Below are 23026 nucleotides of genomic sequence, written 5' to 3' on the forward strand. Positions count from 1 at the left end.
GGCGTTGTGAGGTTCAACTTCGGGCTCAGGCCGCTCTGTGATAGGCAGAAGGCTCAAACAGTGCCTTGTTGGCGACCAGATCGACGGGGTCGAAGTCGTCGACGTTGATGGTGCGCAGACGGCTCTGTTCGGCGCGGCGCAGCAGTTCGGCTTCGCTCTGGTTGATGACGCCGAGTGCAAGACCCGCCTCGGCGACCTTGTCCAGCTGGGTGAAGGGGCGTTTGGCACCTTCCGCCTTGCAGATCTTGTCGAACAGAGGCTCCGCCGCCAGCACGTCATCCAGCGCCTGCTCCAGCAGGCCGAAGGGGTTGCCCTCCTCGCGGGTGAGGTACTGCCCCTCGGCCAGACGGTCACGGGTGGCACTCGGGGTTTGCAGCAAGCGGGCAACCTGCTGGTCCAGCTTGTCGGACGGGCGCTTCAGATCGCGGCCGAGCGGCAGCACGACTGCGCGAAGGGCCAATCCAATCCAGCGATTCGGGAAGTTGCGCAGCAACTCATCGATCGCCTCCTGTGCCTTGAACATGGCGTCTTGCAGCGCCCAGTGCAGCAGCGGCAGATCCGCCTGCTGACGGCCCTCGTCCTGGAAGCGCTTGAGGGCGCTGGAGGCGAGGTAGAGCTGGCTCAGTACATCGCCGAGACGAGCGGAGACGCGCTCCTTGCGCTTGAGTTCGCCCCCCAGGGTGCCCATGGCCATGTCGGACAGGAAGGCCAGGTTGGCGGACAGGCGGGAGAGCTGCTGGTAGTAGCCCTTGGTCTGATCCTTGTACGGCGCGCCGGCGAAGCGGGCACCGGTGAGACCCAGCCAGAAGCTGCGTACCAGGTTGCTGATGGCGAAGCCCACGTGGCTGAACACCGCCTTGTCGAAGGCTTTGAGCGCCACGTCCTGATCCGGGTGGCTGGCTGCCAGCATCTCCGGCAGCACATAGGGATGGCAGCGGATGGCCCCCTGACCGTAGATGATCATGCTGCGGGTCAGGATGTTGGCCCCTTCCACCGTGACGGCGATGGGGGCGCCTTGATAGCCACGCGCCAGATAGTTGTTCGGCCCCATGCAGATGGCCTTGCCGCCGTGGATGTCCATGGCATCGATGATGCACTTCTGGGCACGGTCGGTGAGGTGGTACTTGACGATGGCGGAGATGACCGAGGGCTTCTCCCCCAGATCGATGCCGGTCACCGTCAACTTGGCGGCGGCGCCCATGATGTAGGCGTTGCCGCCGAGGCGTGCCAGGGGCTCCTCGATGCCTTCCATCTTGCCGATGGGCAGCTTGAACTGACGACGGATACGGCTGTAGGCGCCGGTGGCCAGGGCCAGCATCTTGACGCCGCCGGTGCTGTTGGAGGGCAGGGTGATGCCGCGGCCGACGGAGAGGCACTCCACCAGCATGCGCCAGCCCTGGCCGGCCATGGCCGGGCCGCCGATGATGAAGTCCAGCGGCACGAACACCTCCTCGCCGCGGGTCGGGCCGTTCTGGAACGGCACGTTCAGCGGGAAGTGGCGGCGACCGATCTCGACGCCCTCGATGTGGGTCGGGATCAGGGCGCAGGTGATGCCGAGCTCCTCTTCTTCACCCAGCAAATGGTCGGGGTCACGCAGCTTGAAGGCGAGACCGAGCACGGTGGCGATGGGGGCCAGGGTGATGTAGCGCTTGTTCCAGGTCAGGCGCATGCCGAGCACCTCTTCCCCTTCCCATTCGCCCTTGCAGACGATGCCAAAATCGGGGATGGAACCGGCGTCGGAGCCTGCTTCCGGGCTGGTCAGGGCGAAGCAGGGGATCTCCTTGCCGATGGCCAGACGGGGCAGGTAGTGGTCTTTCTGCTCCTCGGTGCCGTAGTGCTGCAGCAACTCACCCGGGCCGAGGGAGTTGGGCACACCGACGGTGGAGGCGAGCACGGCACTGGCGCCACAGAGTTTCTGCAGCACGCAGGACTGGGCATAGGCGGAGAATTCCAGCCCGCCGTACTTCTTCTTGATGATCATGGCGAAGAACTTGTGATCCTTCAGGTACTGCCACACCTCGGGGGAGAGGTCCGCGCGCTCGTGGGTCACTTCCCAGTCATTGACCATGCGGCACACGTCTTCCACCGGGCCGTCCATGAAGGCCTGCTCCTCGGCACTGAGGGTGGCGACCGGAATGGCGTGCAGCTTCTTCCAGTTTGGATTGCCGGCAAACAGGTCCGCTTCCCACCAGGTGGTGCCAGCCTCGATGGCTTCCTTCTCGGTGCGGGACATCTCCGGCATGATGGATTTGTAGATCTTGAACAGGGGTTTGGTCAGCTGGTTGCGGCGAAACTCCACCAGGTTGAGCGGGATGGCGACTACCGCAAACAGTGCCCACACCAGCAAGGGGACATGGCCATAGAAGGTGCCGATAACCAGGGCTACCGCCGTGGCCAGCGTGGCGGTGAACAGGGACGCACGGCGATAAGCCATGGCGCCGATCACCAGGATCACTCCGAGCAGAGTGAGGGTCGTCGTCATTTTTCGCTCCTTGAATGAGTTGCCAGGTTGATTGAACTGATCCAGAGGTCTGACCTGTTGGATGTGGCCTCTGTTGTAATTCATGGGCACAAAATTATCAAGCTGTTTACAAGCTGGTTACCTTCCGGGTGTGAGCCAGCTAACGCTCTGCTTTCCTGCGCGCTTGCCAGGGCAGGGGGGCGACGGCGGGATCAGCTTGTGCGACAATGGGGCAACCCTATGTTGGACGATACAAAGAGAGTTCAGACCCATGTACCAAGAACTTATCCGCAATGAATTGACCGAAGCTGCCAGTGTGCTCCAGGCCTTTCTGGCCGATGAGCAGAATCTGAAGAACATCGAGGCCGCCGCCACCCTGCTGGCTGACTCCTTCAAGCAGGAAGGCAAGGTACTCTCCTGCGGCAATGGTGGTTCCCACTGCGATGCCATGCATTTTGCAGAGGAACTGACTGGTCGTTACCGGGAGAACCGCCCTGGTTATGCTGGCATCGCCATCTCGGATCCGAGCCATCTATCCTGCGTCTCCAATGACTTTGGCTACGACTATGTCTTCTCCCGCTATGTGGAAGCCGTCGGTCGCCGTGGTGACGTGCTGCTCGGCATCTCCACCAGTGGCAACTCCGGCAACATCCTCAAAGCCATCGAGGCCGCCCGTGCCAAGGGCATGAAGGTGATCGCCCTGACCGGCAAGGACGGCGGCAAGATGGCCGGCCTCGCGGACGTCGAGATCCGGGTGCCCCATTTCGGTTATGCCGACCGCATTCAGGAAGTGCACATCAAGGTGATCCACATCCTGATCCAGCTGGTTGAAAAAGAGATGGCCAAATAAGCGGACGGGCCCATCGAATGGGGAGCCTTGCGGTCGGTATCGACCCATGATGTCGCTTCCCATGCTGGCGGAGTACCCAGAGGGGATCCGCCATTGATCCAGGTTGTGGAGGGGATATGTGTGAACTGCTCGGCATGAGCGCCAATGTGCCGACCGACATCTGCTTCAGCTTTACCGGGCTGATGCTGCGGGGTGGCAAGACGGGGCCCCACAAGGATGGCTGGGGGATCACCTTCTATGAGGGGCGCGGTTTTCGCACCTTCAAGGATCCCGAACCCAGCGCCCAGTCGCCCATTGCCAAACTGGTACAGGCGCTGCCCATCAAGAGCCGCGCCGTGGTCAGCCATATCCGGCAGGCCAACCGGGGCTGTGTCTCCTTGGAGAACACGCACCCCTTCACCCGGGAATTGTGGGGACGTTACTGGACCTTCGCCCATAACGGCCAGCTGACGGGCTACAAGAAGTTGCCGACCGGGCGCCATCGTCCGGTGGGCGATACCGACAGCGAGCATGCCTTCTGCTGGCTGCTTGGCAAGTTGGAGCAGAAATACCCCAAGCGCCCCGCCAACTTCCCCGCCATGTTCCGCTACCTGGGCACGCTTTGCGACGAGTTGCGCACCCTGGGGGTGTTCAACATGCTGCTCTCGGACGGCGAATTTGTGATGACCTATTGCAGCAACAACCTCTACTGGCTGACTCGCAGGGCCCCCTTCGGGGAGGCGCGTCTGCTCGATGAGGATGTGGCCATCGATTTTCAGAGCGAGACCACGCCCAATGACGTGGTGACCCTGATCGCGACCCGGCCGCTGACCGGCAATGAAAACTGGGTGAAGATGGCCGCCGGAGAGTCCTGTCTGTTTCGGCTGGGTGAGCGGGTGGAAGGCAAGGGTCTTGGTGCAGACTCTCAGGCATAAAAAAATACCAGGGTAGAATCCTACCCTGGTTCTTCGCAGCAGCCATACAGGCAAAAAGGGATGAGAGAGGTGTTGCTGAGTCGCATCGTTCTCATGACTCACATTGTTATTTTGTTGTTAATTTTGTTGCAACATTAATTTTCATCTCATGATGTCAGCATCACGATAACTTGAGCTGGTTCACATTATGGCGGGGGAGGTCAGTCGCGGACTGGGACTCATTCTTCCGTTGCCCACAGATGACAGCCGATTTCAGGATCGACTATATTGTGGTCTGTTTGGATACCATCAAAGGAATGGCAAGATGGAATGGCTGGATCAGAAGGTACTGCGACAACTGGCGGAAGACATCGGACAGGAGATGATGCCCGTGGTCATCTCCGTGTTTGTCGAGGAGGTGGGTGAGCAACTGGCCCAGCTCAGGCCGCTGTACGAGCAGCGGGACTGGCCCGCCATGGCGCGCATTGCCCATAGCATGAAGTCCTCCTGCGGCAGTTATGGTGCCGAACCCAGCTATCGGCAAGTGATGGCGCTGGAGCTCGCCTGCCGCCAGGAGGATGCGCAGACCGCAGGGCAGCTATTGACCCAGCTGGAGCACTCCCTGCCACAGGTATTCTCCCACCTGGCGCGCTATCACTGAGCCTGGCAGCCGGGCTCAGCCCAGCTTGTCATGGGCGAGGTGCCAACCCTGGATCACCCCGTCCAGCGCCAGCCTGAGCTTGCGGCGATCATGGCGATGGGGCAGTGCCGCCTCGCCGAGATCCGCCAGGATGAGGCGATGGGCCAGTTCGGGAACCGACTGCTCTTCGGGGGCCAGGATGGCATCGATACGGCCGCTCCCAATTCTCTCCTCCAGCCAGCGATATTGATTGAGCAGCGTGAGCTGACCGGCGGGCCCCTCTTCGGCCACCAGATTGCTGATGAAGACGACGATGGCCTGGCTGCTCCGGATGGCATCTGCCAGCTCGTCGAGCAGCAGCGGGGGCATGACGGAGGTGAGGAAGCTGCCGGGCCCCAGGATGATCATGTCGGCCCGGGTCAGGGACTGCACCGCTTCCCGGGTGGCCGGCACCATGGGGCTCAGCCCCAGTGACAGGGGGGGGGTCGTGAGCTGATCGATGGACACCTCCCCCAGGATCTGATCGCCACAGCGGGTGTGGGCACAGAGATCCGTGGGTTGCTCGGACATGGGGAGCAACTGGGGCTCGATTTTCAGCATGTCGCTGATGAGGCGAATGGCGTCGAGGGGGCGGATGCAGAGATTGTCCAGGGCCAGCAGCATCAGATTGCCAAGGTTGTGGCCCGCGAGTTCCCCCTTGCCGGTGAAGCGGTATTCGAACAACAGGCTGCCGATGCCGGGTTCGGTCACCAACTGATTGAGGCAGTTGCGCAAGTCTCCCCAGGCGATGCACTCCTGATTCTTGCGCAGGCGACCGGTGGAACCACCGTTGTCCGTGGTGGTGACGATACCGGTGAGACGAGGCCCCAGAAACGAGAGGGAAGAGAGCACCCGACCCATGCCGTGGCCACCACCTATGGCGACGACTCGTTCAAAGTCATTGATATTGTTCTGCCACATGTCTTTATCCTGCGGGGGCGGTGAACATCATTGTAGCCAAGGTGGCCAGTTAATTAATTGATTAGGGTATGATTTTTGCTTGCCTTGTGCATCGCATACCACGAGGAGATGGTGTTGAACTTCCTGACAGCTCACTCTATTGCACAGACGACCCCGCTGGCCGCCGAGCAGATAGCGGATAGGCTGTTCGATCAGATACCCCACCCCCCTTCACTCTTGCTGGTCTATTTTACTCAAGCCCACGATGTTGCGGTACTGCGCCAGACCCTCAAAAAACGCTTTCCTGAAAGTCGCCTCATCGGTTGCAGCTCCTGCTGCGGGATCCTGACCCAGGCTGGCCACCATGCCGAGCAGGGATGGAGCCTGGCGGTGGCCGCCTTCTATGACGACAAGGGAGCCTATGGCGTGGCGGGCCAGGCCGGAGAAACGCTGGATGCCCGCCAACTGCTGCGCAGAGCCATCGCCGATGGGGGACGTCCCGGAGAGCTGCCGCAACTCATTTTGCTCCACACCAGCCCCGGGCTGGAAGAGGTGATGCTGGCAGGGATCGAAGCGGAGTTTGGCACGACGGTTCCCGTCGTGGGAGGGTCGGCGGCAGATGATGGTGTGAGGGGCCAGTGGCAACTGTGCTGGGACGAGGGCGACAGCCCGCAGGGCTGTGTGTTGGCGGTGCTTTATCCCGATTGCCAGCTCGCCTTCCAGTTCCATTCCGGCTATGTGCCGACCGAACGACATGGCATCATCACCGCCCTGGATGGACGGGAGGTACTGACCATCGATCATGAGCCGGCTGCCCGGGTTTATGCCCGCTGGGTGGAGCGTGAGGAGCCCTGGCAGACAGGCCCCATATTGCGGGAGACGACGCTCTCCCCGCTGGCCCGCCAAGTTGGCCTGCTCGATGATCTGCCCTATTACAAGCTTTCCCACCCCGAGGCCGTGACCCCGAGGGAGGGGCTTCGCCTCTTCACCGAGACCCGGGTGGGGGAGCGCTTGCAATTGATGTACAGCAGTCAGGAAGGACTGCTGCAACGCAGCCTGAATGCGGTGCGCATCGAACCCGAGTACGGGATGGCCGGCACCCTGCAACCCTTCGGGGCCCTGGTCATCTTCTGCGCCGGCTGCCGTCTGGCGCTCGGGGATGAGCTGAAGGACGTGGTCAGCCAGTTCCGCAATCAGTTGGGAGAGATCCCCTTCGTCACTCCGTTTACCTTCGGCGAGCAGGGGCGTTTGCCCCATGGCGAGCTGGCTCATGGCAACCTCATGGTATCGAGCGTCATTTTCCTCGATAGCTGAGCTGATACAGTGTTGGACACAAGATGATAGGCAATAGCGAACTCGAGGCTCTGGGTGACAAGCTACAGACCACCCTGGTGGAACTGGTGCGCTGTCGGGAGCGAGAGGCCAAATATCGCCAGGAGTCACAGGCGCTGCTGTGCGGGGTGGCCACACTGGCAGATGCCCAGAGCCTGGAGCAGGTGCTGGACAGCCTCATCCTCGCGCTCAAGCCCTTTATCGGCTTCGAACAGGCGGATGTGATTGCCTGGACCCCGTCGAGTGGTACGACGCACCTCAGCACGCAGCCGGCGGAGGTGGGCCGCCCCTGGCCCCTGACTCCCCTTTTCTCACGTGCACTCGCAGGGGAAACCCTGGTGATCTACGACCCGACCCAGCTGCCTGAACTCGCCCCTCTGGTGGGCGTGACCGGGTGGGCGAGTGTGATGATGACCGGATTGCAGGCGCCGGGGTTTACCGGAGTCCTCGTCTGTCGGCACAGCGTGGCCGGCACCTTCGATCTCAAGAGCAAGGCGGCCATGCAGCGCTGCCGGCCGCTCATCTCCCAGGCACTGGTCAACATCGCCTACCGGGCTCGGCTGCAAGAGCAGGTCGAGCTCAAGACCCTGGCGCTGCAAGCGAGCGAGCAGCGTTTTCGCAGTTTTGCTGCCATGGCCTCCGACTGGTTCTGGGAGACGGATCCCGAGCACAGGCTCAGCTATGTGTCGGCTCCCGGTTATCAGGGGGAGCTGATCAGCCGCCAGACGGGTCGCAGCCTCTATGATTTTGCCCATGACAAGGGGGATCCCGAGTGGTGCAAGTACCGACGGCTCATCACACATCACCTCCCTGTGCGGGGGATACGGGCCCAGGTCGCCCTGGCCAGTGGTCCCTGCTGGATGGAGATCAACGCCGAGCCCTGTTTCGATGGGGCCGGCGCCTTCGTGGGGTATAGGGGGACGGCGCGGGACATCGGTATCCAGATCCGCCGCGAGCAGGAACTGGCGCGGGCAAGAGATGATGCGGAGAGTGCCAACCGGGCCAAATCGCAATTCCTCGCCATGATGACCCATGAGATCCGTTCCCCCATGAATGCGGTGCTGGGGATGCTGGATCTGTTGCAGCACGGGGAGCTGGCGACATCGCAGCAGGCGCTGCTTGGCCATGCGACCCACTCGGCGCACCTGTTGCAGACCATCATCGATGATGTGCTCGACTTCTCGAAGATTGAATCCCATACCCTGGCGTTGCATTGCGAGCGCTTTGAACCTGTTCGGCTCTGCCAGGCCCTGGTGGAGCCCTTGCAAGCCGAAGCCGATGGCAAGGGGGTACGCCTGCACTGGCTGCTGCACGAGGCCCTGCCCACCCATCTGCTGGGGGATCCGGTTCGCCTCTCCCAGGTGATAGGCAACCTGCTTGGCAATGCGCTGAAGTTCACCGCCAGCGGGGATGTGGAGCTGCGGCTGGAGTGGCGCAGCGAGCGATTGAGGGTCTCGGTGACGGATACCGGCATCGGCATCTCCCCCGAGGATCAGGCCCTGTTGTTTGAGCCTTTTTATCAGGTCGACAGCTCCGCCAGCCGCCGTTTCTGTGGCTCCGGTCTGGGGCTCGCCATCAGTCGACGCCTGGTGCAGCTGATGGGGGGAGAGATAGGTCTGCAAAGTACGGTGGGGCAAGGCAGCTGTTTCTGGTTCGAACTGCCCGGCATGGCGGCACCTGGATCCGCTGTCGCCCAGCCACCGAGGGATGAAGGCGGGATCCTGGATCTGGATGTGCTGGTGGTGGAAGACAGCCCGGTCAATCAGCTGGTGGTCTCACTCATGCTGCAAAAACTGGTGTGTCGGGTAAGGGTGGCCAGCAATGGGCTGGAGGCGTTGACACTGGTCGACGAGTTGTTGCCAGACCTCATCCTGATGGACATGCGGATGCCGCAGATGGATGGATTGGAGGCGACTAGGCGGCTGCGTGCCATGGGGTGCGAGGTGCCGATCGTGGCGCTGACAGCCAATGCCATGGCCGAAGACAGGGTACGCTGCCTCGCTCAGGGGATGAACGATTTCCTGGCCAAGCCCATCAGCCTGAGCCGACTGCGGAGCTGTCTGCTGCGCCATTGCCGGGAGCTTTGAGCGAATTTTGGATAAAAAAATGGTCAACCTGTTGGTTGACCAATTCTTCAGCAAATACTGAAGAGAGCACGGGATAAATCGGGTTGTACGATCCTATATGAAAAAGTCGTGCCAACTTTTACGGACCTGTTATTGCAGCTTGCAGCACGGTTTTGATGGTTTTATGGCTGCATGCGAGTCGCAAAATGCGAATGCTGTGTTTTCATTGTAAGAATATTCGCATTCTGCGACACCCGGCTTGACTCACTACTGACTCACTGCGCGATCAGTCGGCGCAAGAATTGACGCGCCGCTTCACTGTTCTGTTTGGCAATCAACATCTGTTTCTCATAGATGGGCATGGGCAGGATCTCCAGCCAGCGCTGGCAGAGCCAGGCGGCATCGTCAAACTGCTTGTCCGGGTAGAGCTCATCCAGTTCCGGGTACTGTTCAAACACCTCCCGCAGACGGCTCACCAGTTGCTTGTCGCTGAAATCTGAGTGTGCGCTCGGCCAGTTGGGCAGGGTTTCTACCTGGGCATGGCGCAAACCCGATGCGTCGGTCTCCATTTCATGGATGCAGAAGCGTTCCAGACCCAATACGGTGACGCCGAGCAGGCCATCATTGAGGGTATAAAAATCCGTCACTCTGACCCGGGTGCCAACCGGGAGGATCCGCCCGCTGGCACCTTCATTGGTGGCTTCTTCCATCACGATGCCAAAACCCCGATCGTCGATGAACGACGCCTTGAGCATCTCTATGTGGCGTGGCTCGAACAGACGCAGGGGAAGCTTGCCGCCCGGCAGTATGTGCGAAGGCAAGGGGAACAGTGCCAAGGGTTGAAGTCTCATGTTCCATCCTCCGAGTAGTCATGTCTGAATGTGACAATGCAGTGACTGTGCCAGAGAGCGAGAAATCAGGGCTGCGCGGTAGAGATTGAGCAGTAGCTAACTAATAACCATGTTAAATCATATGGTTATGTGGCTTGTTGAATCTGGCTGGGGGCCGAGGCTGGATGGGATGCAGATGGATTGGCAGGGGCTCGAACATGACCCATCTGCAGAACGGGAGAGATGTCGCATATTGCAAATGGTTATCATGCAGAATGCATGTCTCCAATGAGTCGCAATGCGCTCACTGTGCCGTCGGTACGAGGGACTCAGGCCAGGGTATCCGTGGGTTGTCTGAGCCCTTCTTGCATCAGGGCCGCGACCTCATCGTACATCTGCGACCAGGCCGCTGCCAACTCGGGGGTGAAACGCCCTTCCAGCCGTCTTGCGAGCACCACTGTCATCGCCTGTTTCAGCAGGTCGAACTGATGGGATTGCACATTGAACTTCTGATGCCGGCGGCCGAGATCCCGGATGATGAATCCCAGGGCATCGAGCTGCTCCAGGCTGGTGATGACGGTGTTCAGGGTTTCGGACACCTTGGCGACCGGCAACTGGGGGTGGTCGGGGAAGAGGGTGCTGAGCTCCGGCGAGAGGCGAAACAGCTCCTCATACACCTCCATCACATAGGAGTTGTTCAGCGCGGTGACCTTGCCCCATGCCTTTTGTACCAGTTCGATCTGTGTGGGAGTCATGTTGCCCATCCTTTCGTTGTGATCGCCTGAAAATAATAATGCATTAACTCAATAGAGGTTTGAGAGAGATAAAAAGTGGTTAAACGGCTCGTCCATGGCCAGGAATGGGGGAGTAACCGGTCAGCAAAAGGCCCCGTCATGACGGGGCCTTTTGCGTGGGGGCTGGGCGCAGGTTGCTTGCCTGGGGCCGACTTGCGAAGACCGCCAGGCTTAGAGTCAGTTGCGCTGTTCCAGATACATGACGGCCGCTTCCACCCGACTCTGGGCCTCGAGCTTTTTCAGCAGGCTCTTCACGTGAACCTTGACCGTGCCTTCGGAGATGTGGAGCACGGAGGCGACCTGTTTGTTGGAGAGGCCCTTGGCTATCTCGCGCAGGATCTGCATCTCGCGGCGGGTCAGGCTCTCGAGTTTCTGTTGCAGGTGATCCAGCTCATAGATGTTCTCGAGATAGGGGCGCAGCGGTTCGCTCAGGATCTGCTTGCCGGTCATGACATCCGCCAGCTGGCCGAGCAGCATGTCGGGCTCGGTATCCTTGAGCAGATAGCCATCGGCACCGGCCTTGAGCAGGGCCACCACGTCCTGGCGTGCGTCGGAAACGGTCAGGATCACCACCCGGGAGGTGACCTCTTCGGCCCGCAGCGCCTTGAGGGTATCGAGACCGGACAGTCCCTTCATGTTGAGGTCGAGCAGGATCAGGTCCGGCTCAGATTCTTTGGCAATGGCAACGGCATCGGTCCCGTTGGACGCTTCACCGACGACCTCGATGTTCTCTTCCAGGGCCAGCAATTGCACAATTCCCTTGCGCATGAGGGGATGGTCATCCACGACCAGAACACTGTATTTCATCTCGTCCATCAGGCATCTCTTGTTAGGCTGGTGGGGAAGGTCAGGTGCACACGGGTACCACCGGAGGGCGGCTCGCTGATGGTCAACTGACCGTGCAACTTGCTGGCGCGCTCGTTCATGATGCTAAGTCCGTAGTGATTGACCGCGGAGTTTGCACCCCCGATCCCGACACCATCATCTGAAATCTGAACCTGAATGTTACCATCAGTCAGGGTCTCACAGCTAACCTCGATGCGTTGCGCACCGGCATGTTTGATGGCATTGAGGACTGCCTCACGAATTAGCTGCAAAATGTGAATATGCTGCCCCGCCTCCAGATCCGTGTCTGCCAGACCGTATTGAAGCCCTATCTCGGCCTTGGTCTGCGGTTTGAGCTGTTCCAGCATGACGCCGATGGCTTCCCCCAGATTGGCATCGCCGATGCTGAGGCGGAAGGTGCCGAGCAGCTCGCGCAACTGGATATAGGCACTGCTGAGCCCTTCGTCGATCTGCTGCATGGCCGCTTCCGCCTTGGCGCTCTCTCCTTTGGCGACGGAACGCTTGAGCAGGGTGGACTGGATCTTGAGGTAGGAGAGGGCTTGGGCCAGGGAGTCATGCAGCTCGCGGGCGATGACGGCTCGCTCTTCCATCAGCAGCAGGCGCTGGTGTTGCAGCAGGGTCTGATCCTTGTGCAGCACCTGGGCCAGCAGCATGGAGAAGTTCTTCATCAGCCGCTCGTCTATGGGGTGGTCGCTTATCATGTCGAGGCGGCCATACTCCTGCTCGTCCATCTGCAGGTAGAAACTCACCACCGCCTCCAGATCGCCGGGCCAGCCGTTGCGCCCCGTAATGTAGACCGGCATGGCGTTGTGCTCGAAACGGGTCAGCCGGATGTAGTCGATATGTTGATGGGCGGCGGCCCGCTCCAGCAGCTTCTGCAGGGTTCGCCGGCTGAGCGGCGCCGCGTGCAGTTTCTGGGCCGTGGAGTAGAGGAAAGAGAGCGTGTCGTTGGCTTGCTGCAGCTTGGCGGTTTTCTCTTCCACCTTGCTCTCCAGATCCCGGTAGAGTTTGCCGAGATCGTCCGCCATGGTCGAGAAGGCTCCCGACAGCTCCCCGAGCTCATTCTCGCAATGAGGAGGCAGGGCCAAGTTGAACTCCTGGCGTTGGATCTGGCGGGCGCAAAGCACCAGCTGGTTGAGGGGGGCCACTACCTGCTGACGGGTGAATCGCACGGTGAACCAGGCGATGGTGATGATGGAGAGCAGCCCCAGCCCTTCGGCCAGCGCCAGCATGCGCACCTTGAACTCCACGTGATACTGCATCTGGTTGACGAAATCGTCGATGGCGGCGACAAACTGCTCCGTGTTGTCGGTATAGCGTTTGGGGGTGGCATTCTCGATGTGCTCGCGCATCACCTGCCACTGCAGCAAGACTTCGCCGTAGGTGCGGCGTAAGGAGGCAGGGGTGATCCAGCGCTGGGTCTCCTGCAACTCGGGGGCGCGCAGAGTCTGCTCGAACTGTGCGAGCCGCCCGAGCACGGGTTGATCTTTTTCTATTTCATAGGCCATCCGATAGGCCTGCATCCGCAGGGATCCCGACAGATTGATGGCCTTGGCATCGGGCACCGAGTAGAAGAGGGTGACCATGGCGACGACGGCGATCAGGCTGGCCATGAACAGGATGAGCAGCATGGAGCGACCGATGGCGCTGCTGACCGAATGTACTTTGAACCACTTTCCCATGTCGCTGTTCTTCCCCGGATCCGGCAATAACCCCACAAAGTAGCATGGGAGTGTACTCCAACTTGTGCTAGCATCGAAAAACTAGATGAACTCCGAGCTGTTTTCGCCTAAGTCATTGAGATAAGGGGAAACCGCCGTCAGCCGCCGTTTGAGCTGTAAGGGTCAGGAAAGAAATGCCCTGGCCTCCCGTATTTGGAAAGGTGTTTATGTTGCCACTTGAAGATGGGTTCTCCCGTCGTTTTTACTATCTGCGTTTGTCGATTACCGACGTCTGCAATTTTCGTTGTACCTACTGTTTGCCCGATGGCTATCGTCCCGCACACGGAAACGGAGAGGCGCGCAAGTCGTTCCTCTCGCTTGACGAGATCCGCCGCACCGTCTCCGGCTTCGCCGCCATGGGGACCCGCAAGGTGCGCCTGACTGGCGGCGAGCCTTCCCTGCGCCGTGACTTCACCGCCATCATCGACACCGTGGCCACGACCCCCGGCATCGAGAAGGTGGCCATGACCACCAACGGTTATCGTCTGAAAGAGCGGGCCAGGGAGTGGTTCGATGCGGGCCTGACCGCCATCAATGTCAGCGTCGACAGCCTGGATCCCCGCCAGTTTCACCAGATCACCGGCGAAAACAAGCTGGTCGAGGTGATGGAGGGGATAGAGGCCGCCCTGGCCGCCGGTTTCAAATCGGTGAAGATCAATGCGGTGCTGCTCAAGGGGCTGAACGATCATCAGCTGGGAGCGTTTCTCGCCTGGATAAAAGACAAGCCCATCGAACTGCGCTTCATCGAGCTGATGCAGACCGGCGAAATGGACAGCCTGTTTCGCGATCATCACGCCAGCGGTGAGCTCATCAAGCAGCAGCTGCTTGGCAGTGGCTGGGTGCAACAGCTGCGCGGCCTGGATGATGGGCCGGCCCAGGTGTTCATGCACCCCGCGTCACAAGGGGGAGTGGGGCTTATCATGCCCTACAGCAAGGATTTCTGCGCCGGTTGTAACCGGCTGCGGGTCTCCTCAGTCGGCAAGCTGCACCTGTGCCTGTTTGGTGACAACGGGGTGGAGCTGCGGGATCTGCTGCAGGCCGATGATCAGCAAGAGGCATTGCAACGACGGATCCGCGAGGCCCTGGTCGGCAAGGCTGCCAGCCATCGGCTGCACGAGGGCAATGCCGGCATCACCCCCCATCTTGCCTCCATCGGCGGCTGACAGGTTCATCGCCCGTTCAAAATAGCCACTGATTAATAAGCAATCCTCACATAGGGGTAATTTGGTTTGCCCCTCTGCTGCTTTATTGCGCCAAGGTTTTGATCCAGCGCAAGATTCCCCCCTGTTTATCTCCCAGGTGGTATATCCCTCGACTTGTCAGGGTCGCAATATACACCCAATCTTATAATCGGTATTGAAAATGCCTGTCACGCATCTCTCCAGGGAAGAGGAAGCCTTATGCCGGATGGGGTAGATCTGTCACGTCGCAGCCTGTTTCGAGGCAAGCTGAGTGCCCGCACGCCAGACGTACAACTGCCCTGGTCCATTCCCTGGCCCGACTTCGTGGCCGACTGCACTCGTTGCGGTGACTGTCTGGCGGCCTGCCCCGAGCAGATCCTGGTAAACGGAGACGGCGGCTTTCCGATCGTGGATTTCCAGCTGGGGGAGTGCACCTTCTGTACCGAGTGTGTTTCCGCCTGCAAGCAGCCCCTGTTTCGTCCAACCACCGAGGTGGCCTGGGACTATGTGGCCCATATCGAATCCGGTTGTTTGGCTTTGGGCCAGGTGTACTGCCAGCGTTGTCAGGACAGCTGTGAAGCGCGGGCCATCGGTTTTTCTCCCCGCTTGGGACAGGTGCCGACCCCGGTGATCAACAACGATTTGTGCAACGGCTGCGGCGCCTGTGTAGCGGATTGTCCTGTTGGAAGCATAAAAATCAGCATGCCAAGTGGTGAAGTGTCACTTGGGTAGTGTATACGGATGCTATTTTAGTGGCATGACAGCGATGCCGGTGCCACTCATCCAGCACAGACGAACAAGAGAGTAGGGAAGCAGTATGAGCCGAGAAGAGTTTCACGTATCCAGCCTGGTCGTGCTGACACAGCCTTCCCAGCGCCATCAACTCGCCCAGCAGATTGCTACCCTGAATGGGGCCGAGATCCACGCCGTCAGCGACGAGGGCAAGTTGGTGGTCACGCTGGAAGGGATCAGCCAACGTCCTATCATGGATGCTATCGATGCCATTCAGGCCATGCCGGGGGTGCTCTCCGCCGCCCTCATCTACCACCAGTTTGATGAACTCGACCAGCAAGGCGAGGAGTAAGGCAGCAGGGGCGGCCGTCATGGTCGGCCCCGATGCGAACTAGCAAGGAAGTCATGTCAACAGGCTGTGCCAACGGGTTCATCAGGATGGCAGCCATTGACGTGAGACAGGCGATGCCGGGTGTGTTGTTCACCGCCCCGAGCCACTAACAGATCGATACACTCGACAACTTACGCGATAAGCGATGTGAGGATATGCCATGAAGCTGAGTCGACGCGACTTTATGAAGGCCAATGCGGTGGCGGCAGCCGCTGCGGTGGCCGGTGTCAGTGCCCCCACTATGGCGGCGAACCTGATCACCAGCACCGACAAGACCGCCATCACCTGGGACAAGGCCCCCTGCCGTTTCTGCGGGACCGGCTGCTCCGTGCTGGTCGGCTCCCAGGGAGGCCGCGTCGTGGCGACCCAGGGTGATCCCGATGCCCCGGTCAACCGTGGCCTCAACTGCATCAAGGGCTACTTCCTGTCGAAGATCATGTACGGCCAGGACCGTCTGACCCAGCCCATGCTGCGCATGACCAACGGCAAGTTCGACAAGAACGGCAACTTCGCCCCCATCAGCTGGGATCAGGCGTTCGACATCATGGCGGAGAAGTTCAAGGCCACCCTGAAAGAGAAGGGCCCGACCGCGGTCGGCATGTTCGGCTCCGGCCAGTGGACCGTCTGGGAAGGCTATGCCGCCGCCAAGCTGATGAAGGCAGGCCTGCGCACCAACAACCTGGATCCCAACGCCCGTCACTGCATGGCCTCCGCCGTGGTCGGCTTCATGCGTACCTTCGGCATGGATGAACCCATGGGCTGCTACGACGACATCGAGCAGGCCGACGCCTTCGTGCTCTGGGGTTCCAACATGGCCGAGATGCACCCCATCCTCTGGTCGCGCATCTCGGATCGTCGTCTGTCCCACCAGGACGTGCAGGTGCACGTGCTCTCCACCTTCGAGCACCGCAGCTTCGAACTCGCGGACAACGGCATGGTGTTCACGCCCCAGACCGACTTGGCGATCCTCAACTACATCGCCAACTACATCATCCAGAACGACAAGGTGAACTGGGAGTTCGTCAACAAGCACACCCAGTTCCGCAAAGGGGTGACCGACATCGGTTACGGCCTGCGTCCCACCAACCCGCTGCAGCAAAAAGCCAAGAATCCGGACAGCGGCGACTCCACCCCCATGAACTTCGACGATTTCGCGAAATTCGTGGCGGATTACGACGTCGACTCCGTGGCCAAGCTCTCCGGTGTCTCCAAGGACAAACTCGAGAAACTGGCCCAGCTCTATGCCGATCCCAGCAAGAAGGTGGTCTCCTACTGGACCATGGGCTTCAACCAGCACACCCGTGGCGTCTGGGCCAACAACCTCTGCTACAACATCCACCTGCTGACCGGCAAGATCTCCACCCCGGGCAGCGGCCCCTTCTCCCTGACCGGTCAGCCCTCCGCCTGTGGCACCGCCCGGGAAGTGGGCACCTTCGCCCACCGTCTGCCTGCCGACATGGTGGTGACCGATCCCAAGCACCGCGCCACCGCCGAGAAGATCTGGAAGCTGCCGGAAGGCACCATCCCGGACAAGGTGGGCTATCACGCCGTGCTGCAAAACCGCATGCTCAAAGACGGCAAGCTCAACGCCTACTGGGTGATGTGCAACAACAACATGCAGGCCGGCCCCAACATGAACGAGGAGGGGCTGCCCGGTTATCGCAACCCGGCCAACTTCATCGTGGTGTCCGATCCGTACCCGACCGTGACGGCGCAAGCCGCCGACCTCATCCTGCCCACCGCCATGTGGGTGGAGAAAGAGGGGGCCTACGGCAATGCCGAGCGTCGCACCCAGTTCTGGCACCAGCAGGTCAAGGCACCGGAAGGGGCCAAGTCCGACCTGTGGCAGCTGATGGAGTTCTCCAAGCGCTTCACCGTGGAAGAGGTGTGGCCGGCTGAGCTCATCGCCAAGATGCCGGAAGTAAAGGGCAAGACCCTCTACGAGGTGCTCTACAAGAACGGCCAGGTCGATCAGTTCCCGAAAGAGCAGAGCAAGGGTGTCCTGAACGACGAGGCTGAGCACTTTGGTTTCTACGTCCAGAAAGGGCTGTTCGAGGAGTACGCGAGCTTCGGCCGTGGTCACGGTCACGATCTGGCTCCGTTCGATCAGTACCATGAGGCACGCGGTCTGCGCTGGCCCGTGGTGGACGGCAAGGAGACCCTGTGGCGCTACCGCGAAGGGTTCGACCCTTATGTGAAAGCGGGTGAAGGCGTGCGCTTCTACGGCAAGCCGGACGGCAAGGCGGTGATCTTCGCGCTGCCCTACGAACCGGCCGCCGAGGCTCCGGACAGCGAATATGACATGTGGCTCTCCACCGGCCGGGTGCTGGAGCACTGGCACACCGGTACCATGACTCGCCGCGTGCCCGAGCTATATCGCGCCTTCCCGGATGCGGTGCTGTTCATGCACCCGGAAGATGCCAAGGCCCGTGGGGTGCGCCGTGGGGAAGAGGTGATCGTCTCCTCCCGTCGTGGCGAGGTGAAGACCCGCGTCGAGACCCGTGGTCGCAACAAGCCGCCAAAAGGCCTGGTGTTCATGCCCTTCTTCGATGCGAGCCAACTGGTCAACAAGCTGACGCTGGACGCCACGGATCCCCTCTCCAAAGAGACGGATTACAAGAAGTGCGCCGTCAAGGTCGTGAAGGCCTGAGGCGGTTAGGGGATGAGCCGCAGCCGCCGCCAGTTTCTGGCTGACTTTGCCAAGGGGGCCTGCTCAGTGGGCCTGCTTGGGGCCGGGCTTGGCACGGTTGCGCGCCAGCAGGCGCAAGCCGTGCCAGCCCAGGCGCTGCGCCCCCCGGCGGCGCTGGCCGAAGCGGATTTCCTTGGTGCCTGCGTGCGCTGCGGGCTCTGCGTCGAGGCCTGTCCCTATGACACCTTGAAGCTCGCCAGACTGCTGACCCCGGTTACCACGGGCACTCCCTACTTCGAGGCCCGCAGCGTTCCCTGCGAGATGTGTGAAGACATCCCCTGTGTGGTGGCTTGCCCGAGCGGGGCACTGGATCAGGGGATGACCAGCATCGATCAGGCGCGGATGGGGGTGGCGGTGCTCATCGATCACGAGACCTGCCTCAACTTCCTGGGGCTGCGCTGCGACGTCTGCTACCGGGTCTGTCCCCTGATTGATGAGGCCATCACCCTCGAGCTGCAACACAACCCCCGTACCGGCAAGCACGCCATGTTCCTGCCGACCGTGCACAGCGATCTGTGTACCGGCTGTGGCAAGTGCGAGCATGCTTGCGTGCTGGAGGAGGCGGCCATCAAGGTGGTGCCTCGCGGTCTTGCCAAGGGGGAGCTGGGTCATCACTACCGGCTCGGCTGGGAAGAGAAGCAAAAGGCCGGCAAGTCCCTCATCGGTGAGCGACTCACCCTGCCGACCCGCAAACCGGAGGGGCTATGAGTCGTTATCCGGGAGCCGAGGCCAGGGCGAAGCTGGGCTGGTGGCGGTCGCACCGCTTCCTGCTGCTGCGCAGGGTGAGCCAGCTCAGCGTGCTCGGTCTGTTCCTGCTGGGTCCGCTGGCGGGTGTCTGGATCCTCAAGGGGAACCTCTCCAGCTCATTGTTGCTGGAGACGGTGCCGCTCACGGATCCTCTCACCTTGCTGCAAACGGTCGCTGCGGGCCACTGGCCCATGGCAACCCTGTGGCTCGGGGCCGCCCTGGTGCTGGTGGCTTACTGGCTGGTCGGGGGGCGTGTCTTCTGCTCCTGGGTCTGTCCGGTGAACCTCATCACGGATGCGGCCGCCTGGGTTCGGGCCCGGCTCGGCCTCAAGGGCAACGGCCAGTTCAACCGCAACACCCGCTACTGGCTGCTGGCCATGGTGCTGGTGGTGCCCGCCATCGCAGGCGTGCTGGTGTGGGAGCTGGTCAACCCGGTGTCGCTGGCTCTGCGCGGTCTGCTGTTTGGCATGGGGGCGGGTTGGGGGCTGCTGCTGGCGCTCTTTCTGTTCGATCTGTTTGTGGTGGAGCGGGGCTGGTGTGGTCATCTCTGCCCGGTGGGGGCCTTCTACGCCCTGGTGAACCGGGTCGGGTTTATCAAGATTTCAGCCAAAGGGCGTGAGCGTTGCAGCAACTGCATGGATTGTTATGCGGTCTGCCCGGAACGCCCCATACTGCGCGGTCCGGTTCACGGCGCCAGACGCGGTCATGGGCCCTTGATTGTGGCTCAGGAGTGTACAAATTGTGGCCGTTGCATCGATGTCTGCGCGGAACAAGTTTTTGAAATCACTGTAGGTTTTGCCGTCAAGGCAGAGACAATGTCGGAGAACACATAATGAAAAAGCTGATTGGAGCAATGCTGGCCTGCCTGATGGCGGGTTCCTTGATGGCGGCCGTGCCTGAGATCACCAACAGCACGGGGGGGATCAAATCGGAACGGGGCAGTACGGATCTGGCGTCAGAGGCCGAAGCCGCCCCCCTCAAGAACTTCCGCAAGGATGGGGATACCTATGATCGCCAGTATATGCATCAACCGCCACTGATCCCCCACGATATCCGCAACTATGAAGTGGATAACAAGGTCAACAAGTGCCTGGCCTGCCACAGCTTCAAGAATGCCAGCGCCATGAAGGCCCCCAAGATCAGCCCCACGCACTTCGAGACTCGCGATGGCCTGACCCTGGGTGAAGTCTCCCCCCGTCGTTACTTCTGCCTGCAGTGCCACGTGCCGCAAGCGGATGCCAAGCCGCTGGTGGGGAATACCTTCAAGCCGGTCGAAGCCCTGAACTGAGGAGTTCATCGATGAAATTACCTGGTTTTGTGCAGCGACTGTGGGTCACCTTCAAATCTCCCTCCAAGGCGGCCCTCTGGGTGCTGCTGCTGATGGGATTCTTCGGGGGCGTCATCTTCTGGGGTGGTTTCAACACCGCCATGGAAGCGTCCAACACCGAGAAGTTCTGTACCGGCTGTCACGAGATGAAAGACAACGTCTTCATGGAGTACCGTGACACCATCCACTATGCAAACCGCTCAGGGGTGCGCGCGAGCTGCCCGGATTGCCACGTACCCCACGAATGGACCTACAAGATCATTCGCAAGGTGCAGGCCTCCAAGGAGCTGTGGGGCATGCTGACCGGCAAGGTGGATACTCGCGAGAAGTTCGAGGCCCATCGCCGCGAGATGGCGGAGCGGGAGTGGCAACGGATGAAGGACACGGATTCGCGGGAGTGCCGCAACTGCCACAACTTCGAGTACATGGACTTCTCCTTGCAGGGGCGTCGTGCCGCCCAGATGCACTCCACCAACCTGGCGAGCGGGGCCAACACCTGCGTCGACTGTCACAAGGGGATTGCTCACCAGCTGCCTGACATGAAGGGCGTGCCTGGATTCTAAGCCCGTGACCATGGGGCCGGACCCGGCCCCATGGTCTTTGCTTGATCTAATTCATCCCCGTCAACCCGACTTCTTTGTTAGAATCCGCCCTCGGTAACGCTGCCAGCCCGCCTGTGGCCGGTTTTGCCCGCCGGGTGGTGGCCGATTTTCTCTTCTCCCGTGTTACAGGACTCGCTCCATGGCACCTAAAAGCAACGAATTCATTCCCCTCAAGATCGCCGTCCTGACGGTCTCCGACAGCCGCAGTGCCGCCGACGACAGCTCCGGCGACTACCTGGTCTCGGCCCTGACCGAGGCGGGCCACCAACTGGCCGACAGAGCCCTGTGCGCCGACAATCTGTTTCGCATTCGCGCCCAGGTCAGCGACTGGATCGCCGACGAAGGGGTACAGGTGGTCCTGGTCAACGGCGGCACCGGCTTCAACGAGCAGAACCGGGTACCCGAGGCGGTAGGGGTGTTGTTCGAGCGCAAGGTACAGGGCTTTGGCGAGCTGTTCCGCCAGCTCTCCTTTGCCGAGATCAAAGGCTCAGCCATGCAGAGCCGGGCTCTGGCCGGGCTCGCCAATCGCACCCTGATCTGCTGCCTGCCGGGTTCCACCGGCGCCTGCCGACTCGGCTGGGAGCAGCTCATCCGGGATCAGCTTGATGCCCGTACTCGACCGTGCAACTTCGTGACCCATCTGTGATCCCGAGAGTTGCCCCGGATCATCCATCTTATTTCTTGATAGGGGGCTAGATGAACCTGACCCATCTCAACCAGAGCGGTGAGGCCCACATGGTGGACGTCACCGACAAACAGGTGACCGAGCGGGAAGCCCGCGCCGAGGCGTATGTCACCATGGCCCCCGCGACCCTGGCCCTGATCCTCGGTGGTCAGCACCACAAGGGTGACGTGTTCGCCAGCGCTCGCATCGCCGGCATCATGGCGGCCAAGAAGACCGCCGATCTCATCCCCCTCTGCCACCCTCTGGCCCTCACCAAGGTGGAGGTAGAGATAGAACCCCAGCCCGCGCACAATAGGGTGCATATTCGCACCCTCTGCAAGCTCTCCGGCAAGACAGGGGTGGAGATGGAAGCCCTGACGGCCGCTTCGATCGCGGCGCTGACCATCTACGACATGTGCAAGGCGGTGCAAAAGGACATGGTGATCGAGCAGCTCAGACTGGTGGAGAAACGCGGCGGCAAGTCCGGCCACTTCCAGGCCCCGGCCGTGGGCGGTGAACAAGCGCGAGGGGGGGAGCAGGCATGATCAAGGTACTGTTTTTTGCCCAGGTGCGGGAGCTGGTGAGTTGTGACGAGCTGAGTCTGCCTCCTGACTACGACACCGCCGAGGCGCTGCGCGCCGCCCTGTGTGAGCGGGGGGACAAGTGGGCCCTGGCGCTGGAGGCGGGCAAGCTGCTGGTGGCGGTAAACCAGACCCTGGTGCCGTTGGAGACGCCCCTGACCGATGGGGATGAGGTGGCCTTCTTCCCGCCGGTGACCGGAGGCTGATCATGCGCGAGGCAACCACAGTGGATCGCATTCTGGTGCAGCGGGCCGATTTTTCGCTGGCTGAGGAGTACGAGCGACTCGCCACCCGCCACGATACCGGCGCCATCGTCACCTTCGTGGGCAAGGTGCGGGACTTCAATCAGGGGGAGGAGGTGAAAGGGCTGGCCCTCGAGCACTATCCCGGCATGACGGAGAAGGCGCTGGCAGGGATCGTTGCACAGGCGCGAGCCCGCTGGCCGCTGCAGGAGTGCACCCTGATCCATCGCATCGGCGAACTGCTGCTCGGCGATCAAATCGTGCTGGTGGCGGTGAGCAGTGCCCACCGCGAGGCGGCCTTCGAGGCCTGCCATTTCATCATGGACTTTCTGAAAACCCGGGCGCCGTTCTGGAAAAAAGAGCTGACGGCGGCAGGGCAACAACGCTGGGTGGAAGCCAAGGAGAGCGATGACGCTGCCGCGGCCCGCTGGCAACAAGGGGAATGAGTCCGTCAGGGCTTCCCATGACAGAGCCGCCAACAGGCTCAGGCTTAGACAG

23 protein-coding genes and 1 riboswitch are annotated in these 23026 nt (G+C 61.0%); of the genes, 17 read left to right on the forward strand and 6 right to left on the reverse strand.

Features of this window, described 5'->3' with window-relative positions:
- Nucleotides 1–25: 25 nt before the first annotated feature.
- Nucleotides 26–2482, reverse strand: a complete 2457-nt coding sequence (gene fadE, locus ACW5W7_RS13180; RefSeq protein ID WP_456502007.1) for an acyl-CoA dehydrogenase FadE — start codon at nt 2480–2482, stop codon at nt 26–28.
- Between the two features lie 250 nt (nt 2483–2732).
- On the opposite strand from fadE, the gene lpcA reads away from it, so the two are divergent.
- The 3 genes from lpcA to ACW5W7_RS13195 all read left to right on the forward strand — a co-directional run bounded on the left by lpcA (nt 2733) and on the right by ACW5W7_RS13195 (nt 4865).
- A complete protein-coding gene (gene lpcA, locus ACW5W7_RS13185; RefSeq protein WP_434666881.1) occupies nt 2733–3311 on the forward strand; it encodes a D-sedoheptulose 7-phosphate isomerase in 579 nt (192 codons plus the stop codon).
- Between the two features lie 116 nt (nt 3312–3427).
- Nucleotides 3428–4225, forward strand: a complete 798-nt coding sequence (locus tag ACW5W7_RS13190) for a class II glutamine amidotransferase (RefSeq protein ID WP_349921631.1) — start codon at nt 3428–3430, stop codon at nt 4223–4225.
- A 304-nt stretch (nt 4226–4529) separates the two neighbouring features.
- Entirely contained in the window at nt 4530–4865 is a 336-nt protein-coding gene (locus ACW5W7_RS13195; RefSeq protein ID WP_456502008.1) for an Hpt domain-containing protein, read from the forward strand.
- 15 nt (nt 4866–4880) lie between these two features.
- Here the strand turns inward: ACW5W7_RS13195 and ACW5W7_RS13200 are convergent, their stop codons facing one another.
- On the reverse strand, nt 4881–5804 hold the full coding sequence (locus tag ACW5W7_RS13200) for a gluconeogenesis factor YvcK family protein (RefSeq protein ID WP_456502009.1): 924 nt from the start codon (nt 5802–5804) through the stop codon (nt 4881–4883).
- Between the two features lie 108 nt (nt 5805–5912).
- Here ACW5W7_RS13200 and ACW5W7_RS13205 point away from each other — a divergent pair, with 108 nt between their 5' ends.
- Nucleotides 5913–7097, forward strand: coding sequence for an FIST signal transduction protein (locus tag ACW5W7_RS13205; protein ID WP_349922411.1), 1185 nt, complete (start codon nt 5913–5915; stop codon nt 7095–7097).
- Between the two features lie 23 nt (nt 7098–7120).
- Nucleotides 7121–9202 carry an ATP-binding protein gene (locus ACW5W7_RS13210; protein ID WP_456502010.1) on the forward strand — a complete coding sequence of 694 codons (2082 nt, stop codon included), beginning with the start codon at nt 7121–7123 and terminating at the stop codon, nt 9200–9202.
- A gap of 254 nt (nt 9203–9456) precedes the next feature.
- Here the strand turns inward: ACW5W7_RS13210 and ACW5W7_RS13215 are convergent, their stop codons facing one another.
- The 4 genes from ACW5W7_RS13215 to narQ all read right to left on the reverse strand — a co-directional run bounded on the left by ACW5W7_RS13215 (nt 9457) and on the right by narQ (nt 13333).
- Nucleotides 9457–10032 carry an LON peptidase substrate-binding domain-containing protein gene (locus ACW5W7_RS13215; RefSeq protein WP_456502011.1) on the reverse strand — a complete coding sequence of 192 codons (576 nt, stop codon included), beginning with the start codon at nt 10030–10032 and terminating at the stop codon, nt 9457–9459.
- A 308-nt stretch (nt 10033–10340) separates the two neighbouring features.
- Nucleotides 10341–10766, reverse strand: coding sequence for a globin domain-containing protein (locus tag ACW5W7_RS13220; RefSeq protein WP_456502012.1), 426 nt, complete (start codon nt 10764–10766; stop codon nt 10341–10343).
- A gap of 216 nt (nt 10767–10982) precedes the next feature.
- Nucleotides 10983–11621 (reverse strand): two-component system response regulator NarL, encoded by a 639-nt coding sequence (gene narL / locus ACW5W7_RS13225; RefSeq protein ID WP_349921637.1) that lies wholly within the window; start codon nt 11619–11621, stop codon nt 10983–10985.
- A complete protein-coding gene (gene narQ, locus ACW5W7_RS13230; protein ID WP_456502013.1) occupies nt 11621–13333 on the reverse strand; it encodes a nitrate/nitrite two-component system sensor histidine kinase NarQ in 1713 nt (570 codons plus the stop codon). The genes narL and narQ overlap by 1 nt, the downstream gene beginning before the upstream one ends.
- Before the next feature lie 78 nt (nt 13334–13411).
- Nucleotides 13412–13552, forward strand: a riboswitch (molybdenum cofactor riboswitch).
- Between narQ and moaA the strand changes: the two genes are divergently transcribed.
- The 12 genes from moaA to moaE all read left to right on the forward strand — a co-directional run bounded on the left by moaA (nt 13540) and on the right by moaE (nt 22974).
- Complete coding sequence (gene moaA, locus ACW5W7_RS13235; protein WP_456502014.1) at nt 13540–14535, forward strand: GTP 3',8-cyclase MoaA; 996 nt, start codon at nt 13540–13542, stop codon at nt 14533–14535. It overlaps the preceding riboswitch by 13 nt.
- A 237-nt stretch (nt 14536–14772) precedes the next feature.
- Complete coding sequence (gene napF, locus ACW5W7_RS13240; protein WP_456502015.1) at nt 14773–15285, forward strand: ferredoxin-type protein NapF; 513 nt, start codon at nt 14773–14775, stop codon at nt 15283–15285.
- Between the two features lie 85 nt (nt 15286–15370).
- Nucleotides 15371–15637: a chaperone NapD gene (locus ACW5W7_RS13245; protein ID WP_349921641.1), complete on the forward strand. Its 267-nt coding sequence runs from the start codon at nt 15371–15373 to the stop codon at nt 15635–15637.
- Between the two features lie 199 nt (nt 15638–15836).
- A complete protein-coding gene (gene napA / locus ACW5W7_RS13250) occupies nt 15837–18326 on the forward strand; it encodes a nitrate reductase catalytic subunit NapA (RefSeq protein WP_349921642.1) in 2490 nt (829 codons plus the stop codon).
- 12 nt (nt 18327–18338) lie between these two features.
- A complete protein-coding gene (napG, locus tag ACW5W7_RS13255; protein ID WP_456502016.1) occupies nt 18339–19073 on the forward strand; it encodes a ferredoxin-type protein NapG in 735 nt (244 codons plus the stop codon).
- On the forward strand, nt 19070–19945 hold the full coding sequence (gene napH / locus ACW5W7_RS13260) for a quinol dehydrogenase ferredoxin subunit NapH (RefSeq protein WP_349921644.1): 876 nt from the start codon (nt 19070–19072) through the stop codon (nt 19943–19945). The genes napG and napH overlap by 4 nt, the downstream gene beginning before the upstream one ends.
- A complete protein-coding gene (locus ACW5W7_RS13265; RefSeq protein WP_349921645.1) occupies nt 19945–20400 on the forward strand; it encodes a nitrate reductase cytochrome c-type subunit in 456 nt (151 codons plus the stop codon). Before napH ends, ACW5W7_RS13265 begins: the two co-directional genes overlap by 1 nt.
- Nucleotides 20401–20411: 11 nt before the next feature.
- Nucleotides 20412–21002, forward strand: a complete 591-nt coding sequence (locus ACW5W7_RS13270) for a cytochrome c3 family protein (protein ID WP_349921646.1) — start codon at nt 20412–20414, stop codon at nt 21000–21002.
- A 178-nt stretch (nt 21003–21180) separates the two neighbouring features.
- Nucleotides 21181–21687: a molybdenum cofactor biosynthesis protein B gene (moaB, locus tag ACW5W7_RS13275; protein WP_349921647.1), complete on the forward strand. Its 507-nt coding sequence runs from the start codon at nt 21181–21183 to the stop codon at nt 21685–21687.
- Nucleotides 21688–21737: 50 nt separating this feature from the next.
- Entirely contained in the window at nt 21738–22250 is a 513-nt protein-coding gene (gene moaC, locus ACW5W7_RS13280; protein ID WP_456502017.1) for a cyclic pyranopterin monophosphate synthase MoaC, read from the forward strand.
- Nucleotides 22247–22492 carry a molybdopterin synthase sulfur carrier subunit gene (moaD, locus tag ACW5W7_RS13285; protein WP_456502018.1) on the forward strand — a complete coding sequence of 82 codons (246 nt, stop codon included), beginning with the start codon at nt 22247–22249 and terminating at the stop codon, nt 22490–22492. The genes moaC and moaD overlap by 4 nt, the downstream gene beginning before the upstream one ends.
- Before the next feature lie 2 nt (nt 22493–22494).
- Complete coding sequence (gene moaE, locus ACW5W7_RS13290; RefSeq protein WP_456502019.1) at nt 22495–22974, forward strand: molybdopterin synthase catalytic subunit MoaE; 480 nt, start codon at nt 22495–22497, stop codon at nt 22972–22974.
- Nucleotides 22975–23026: the final 52 nt, after the last annotated feature.

The organism is Aeromonas intestinalis (assembly GCF_054052485.1).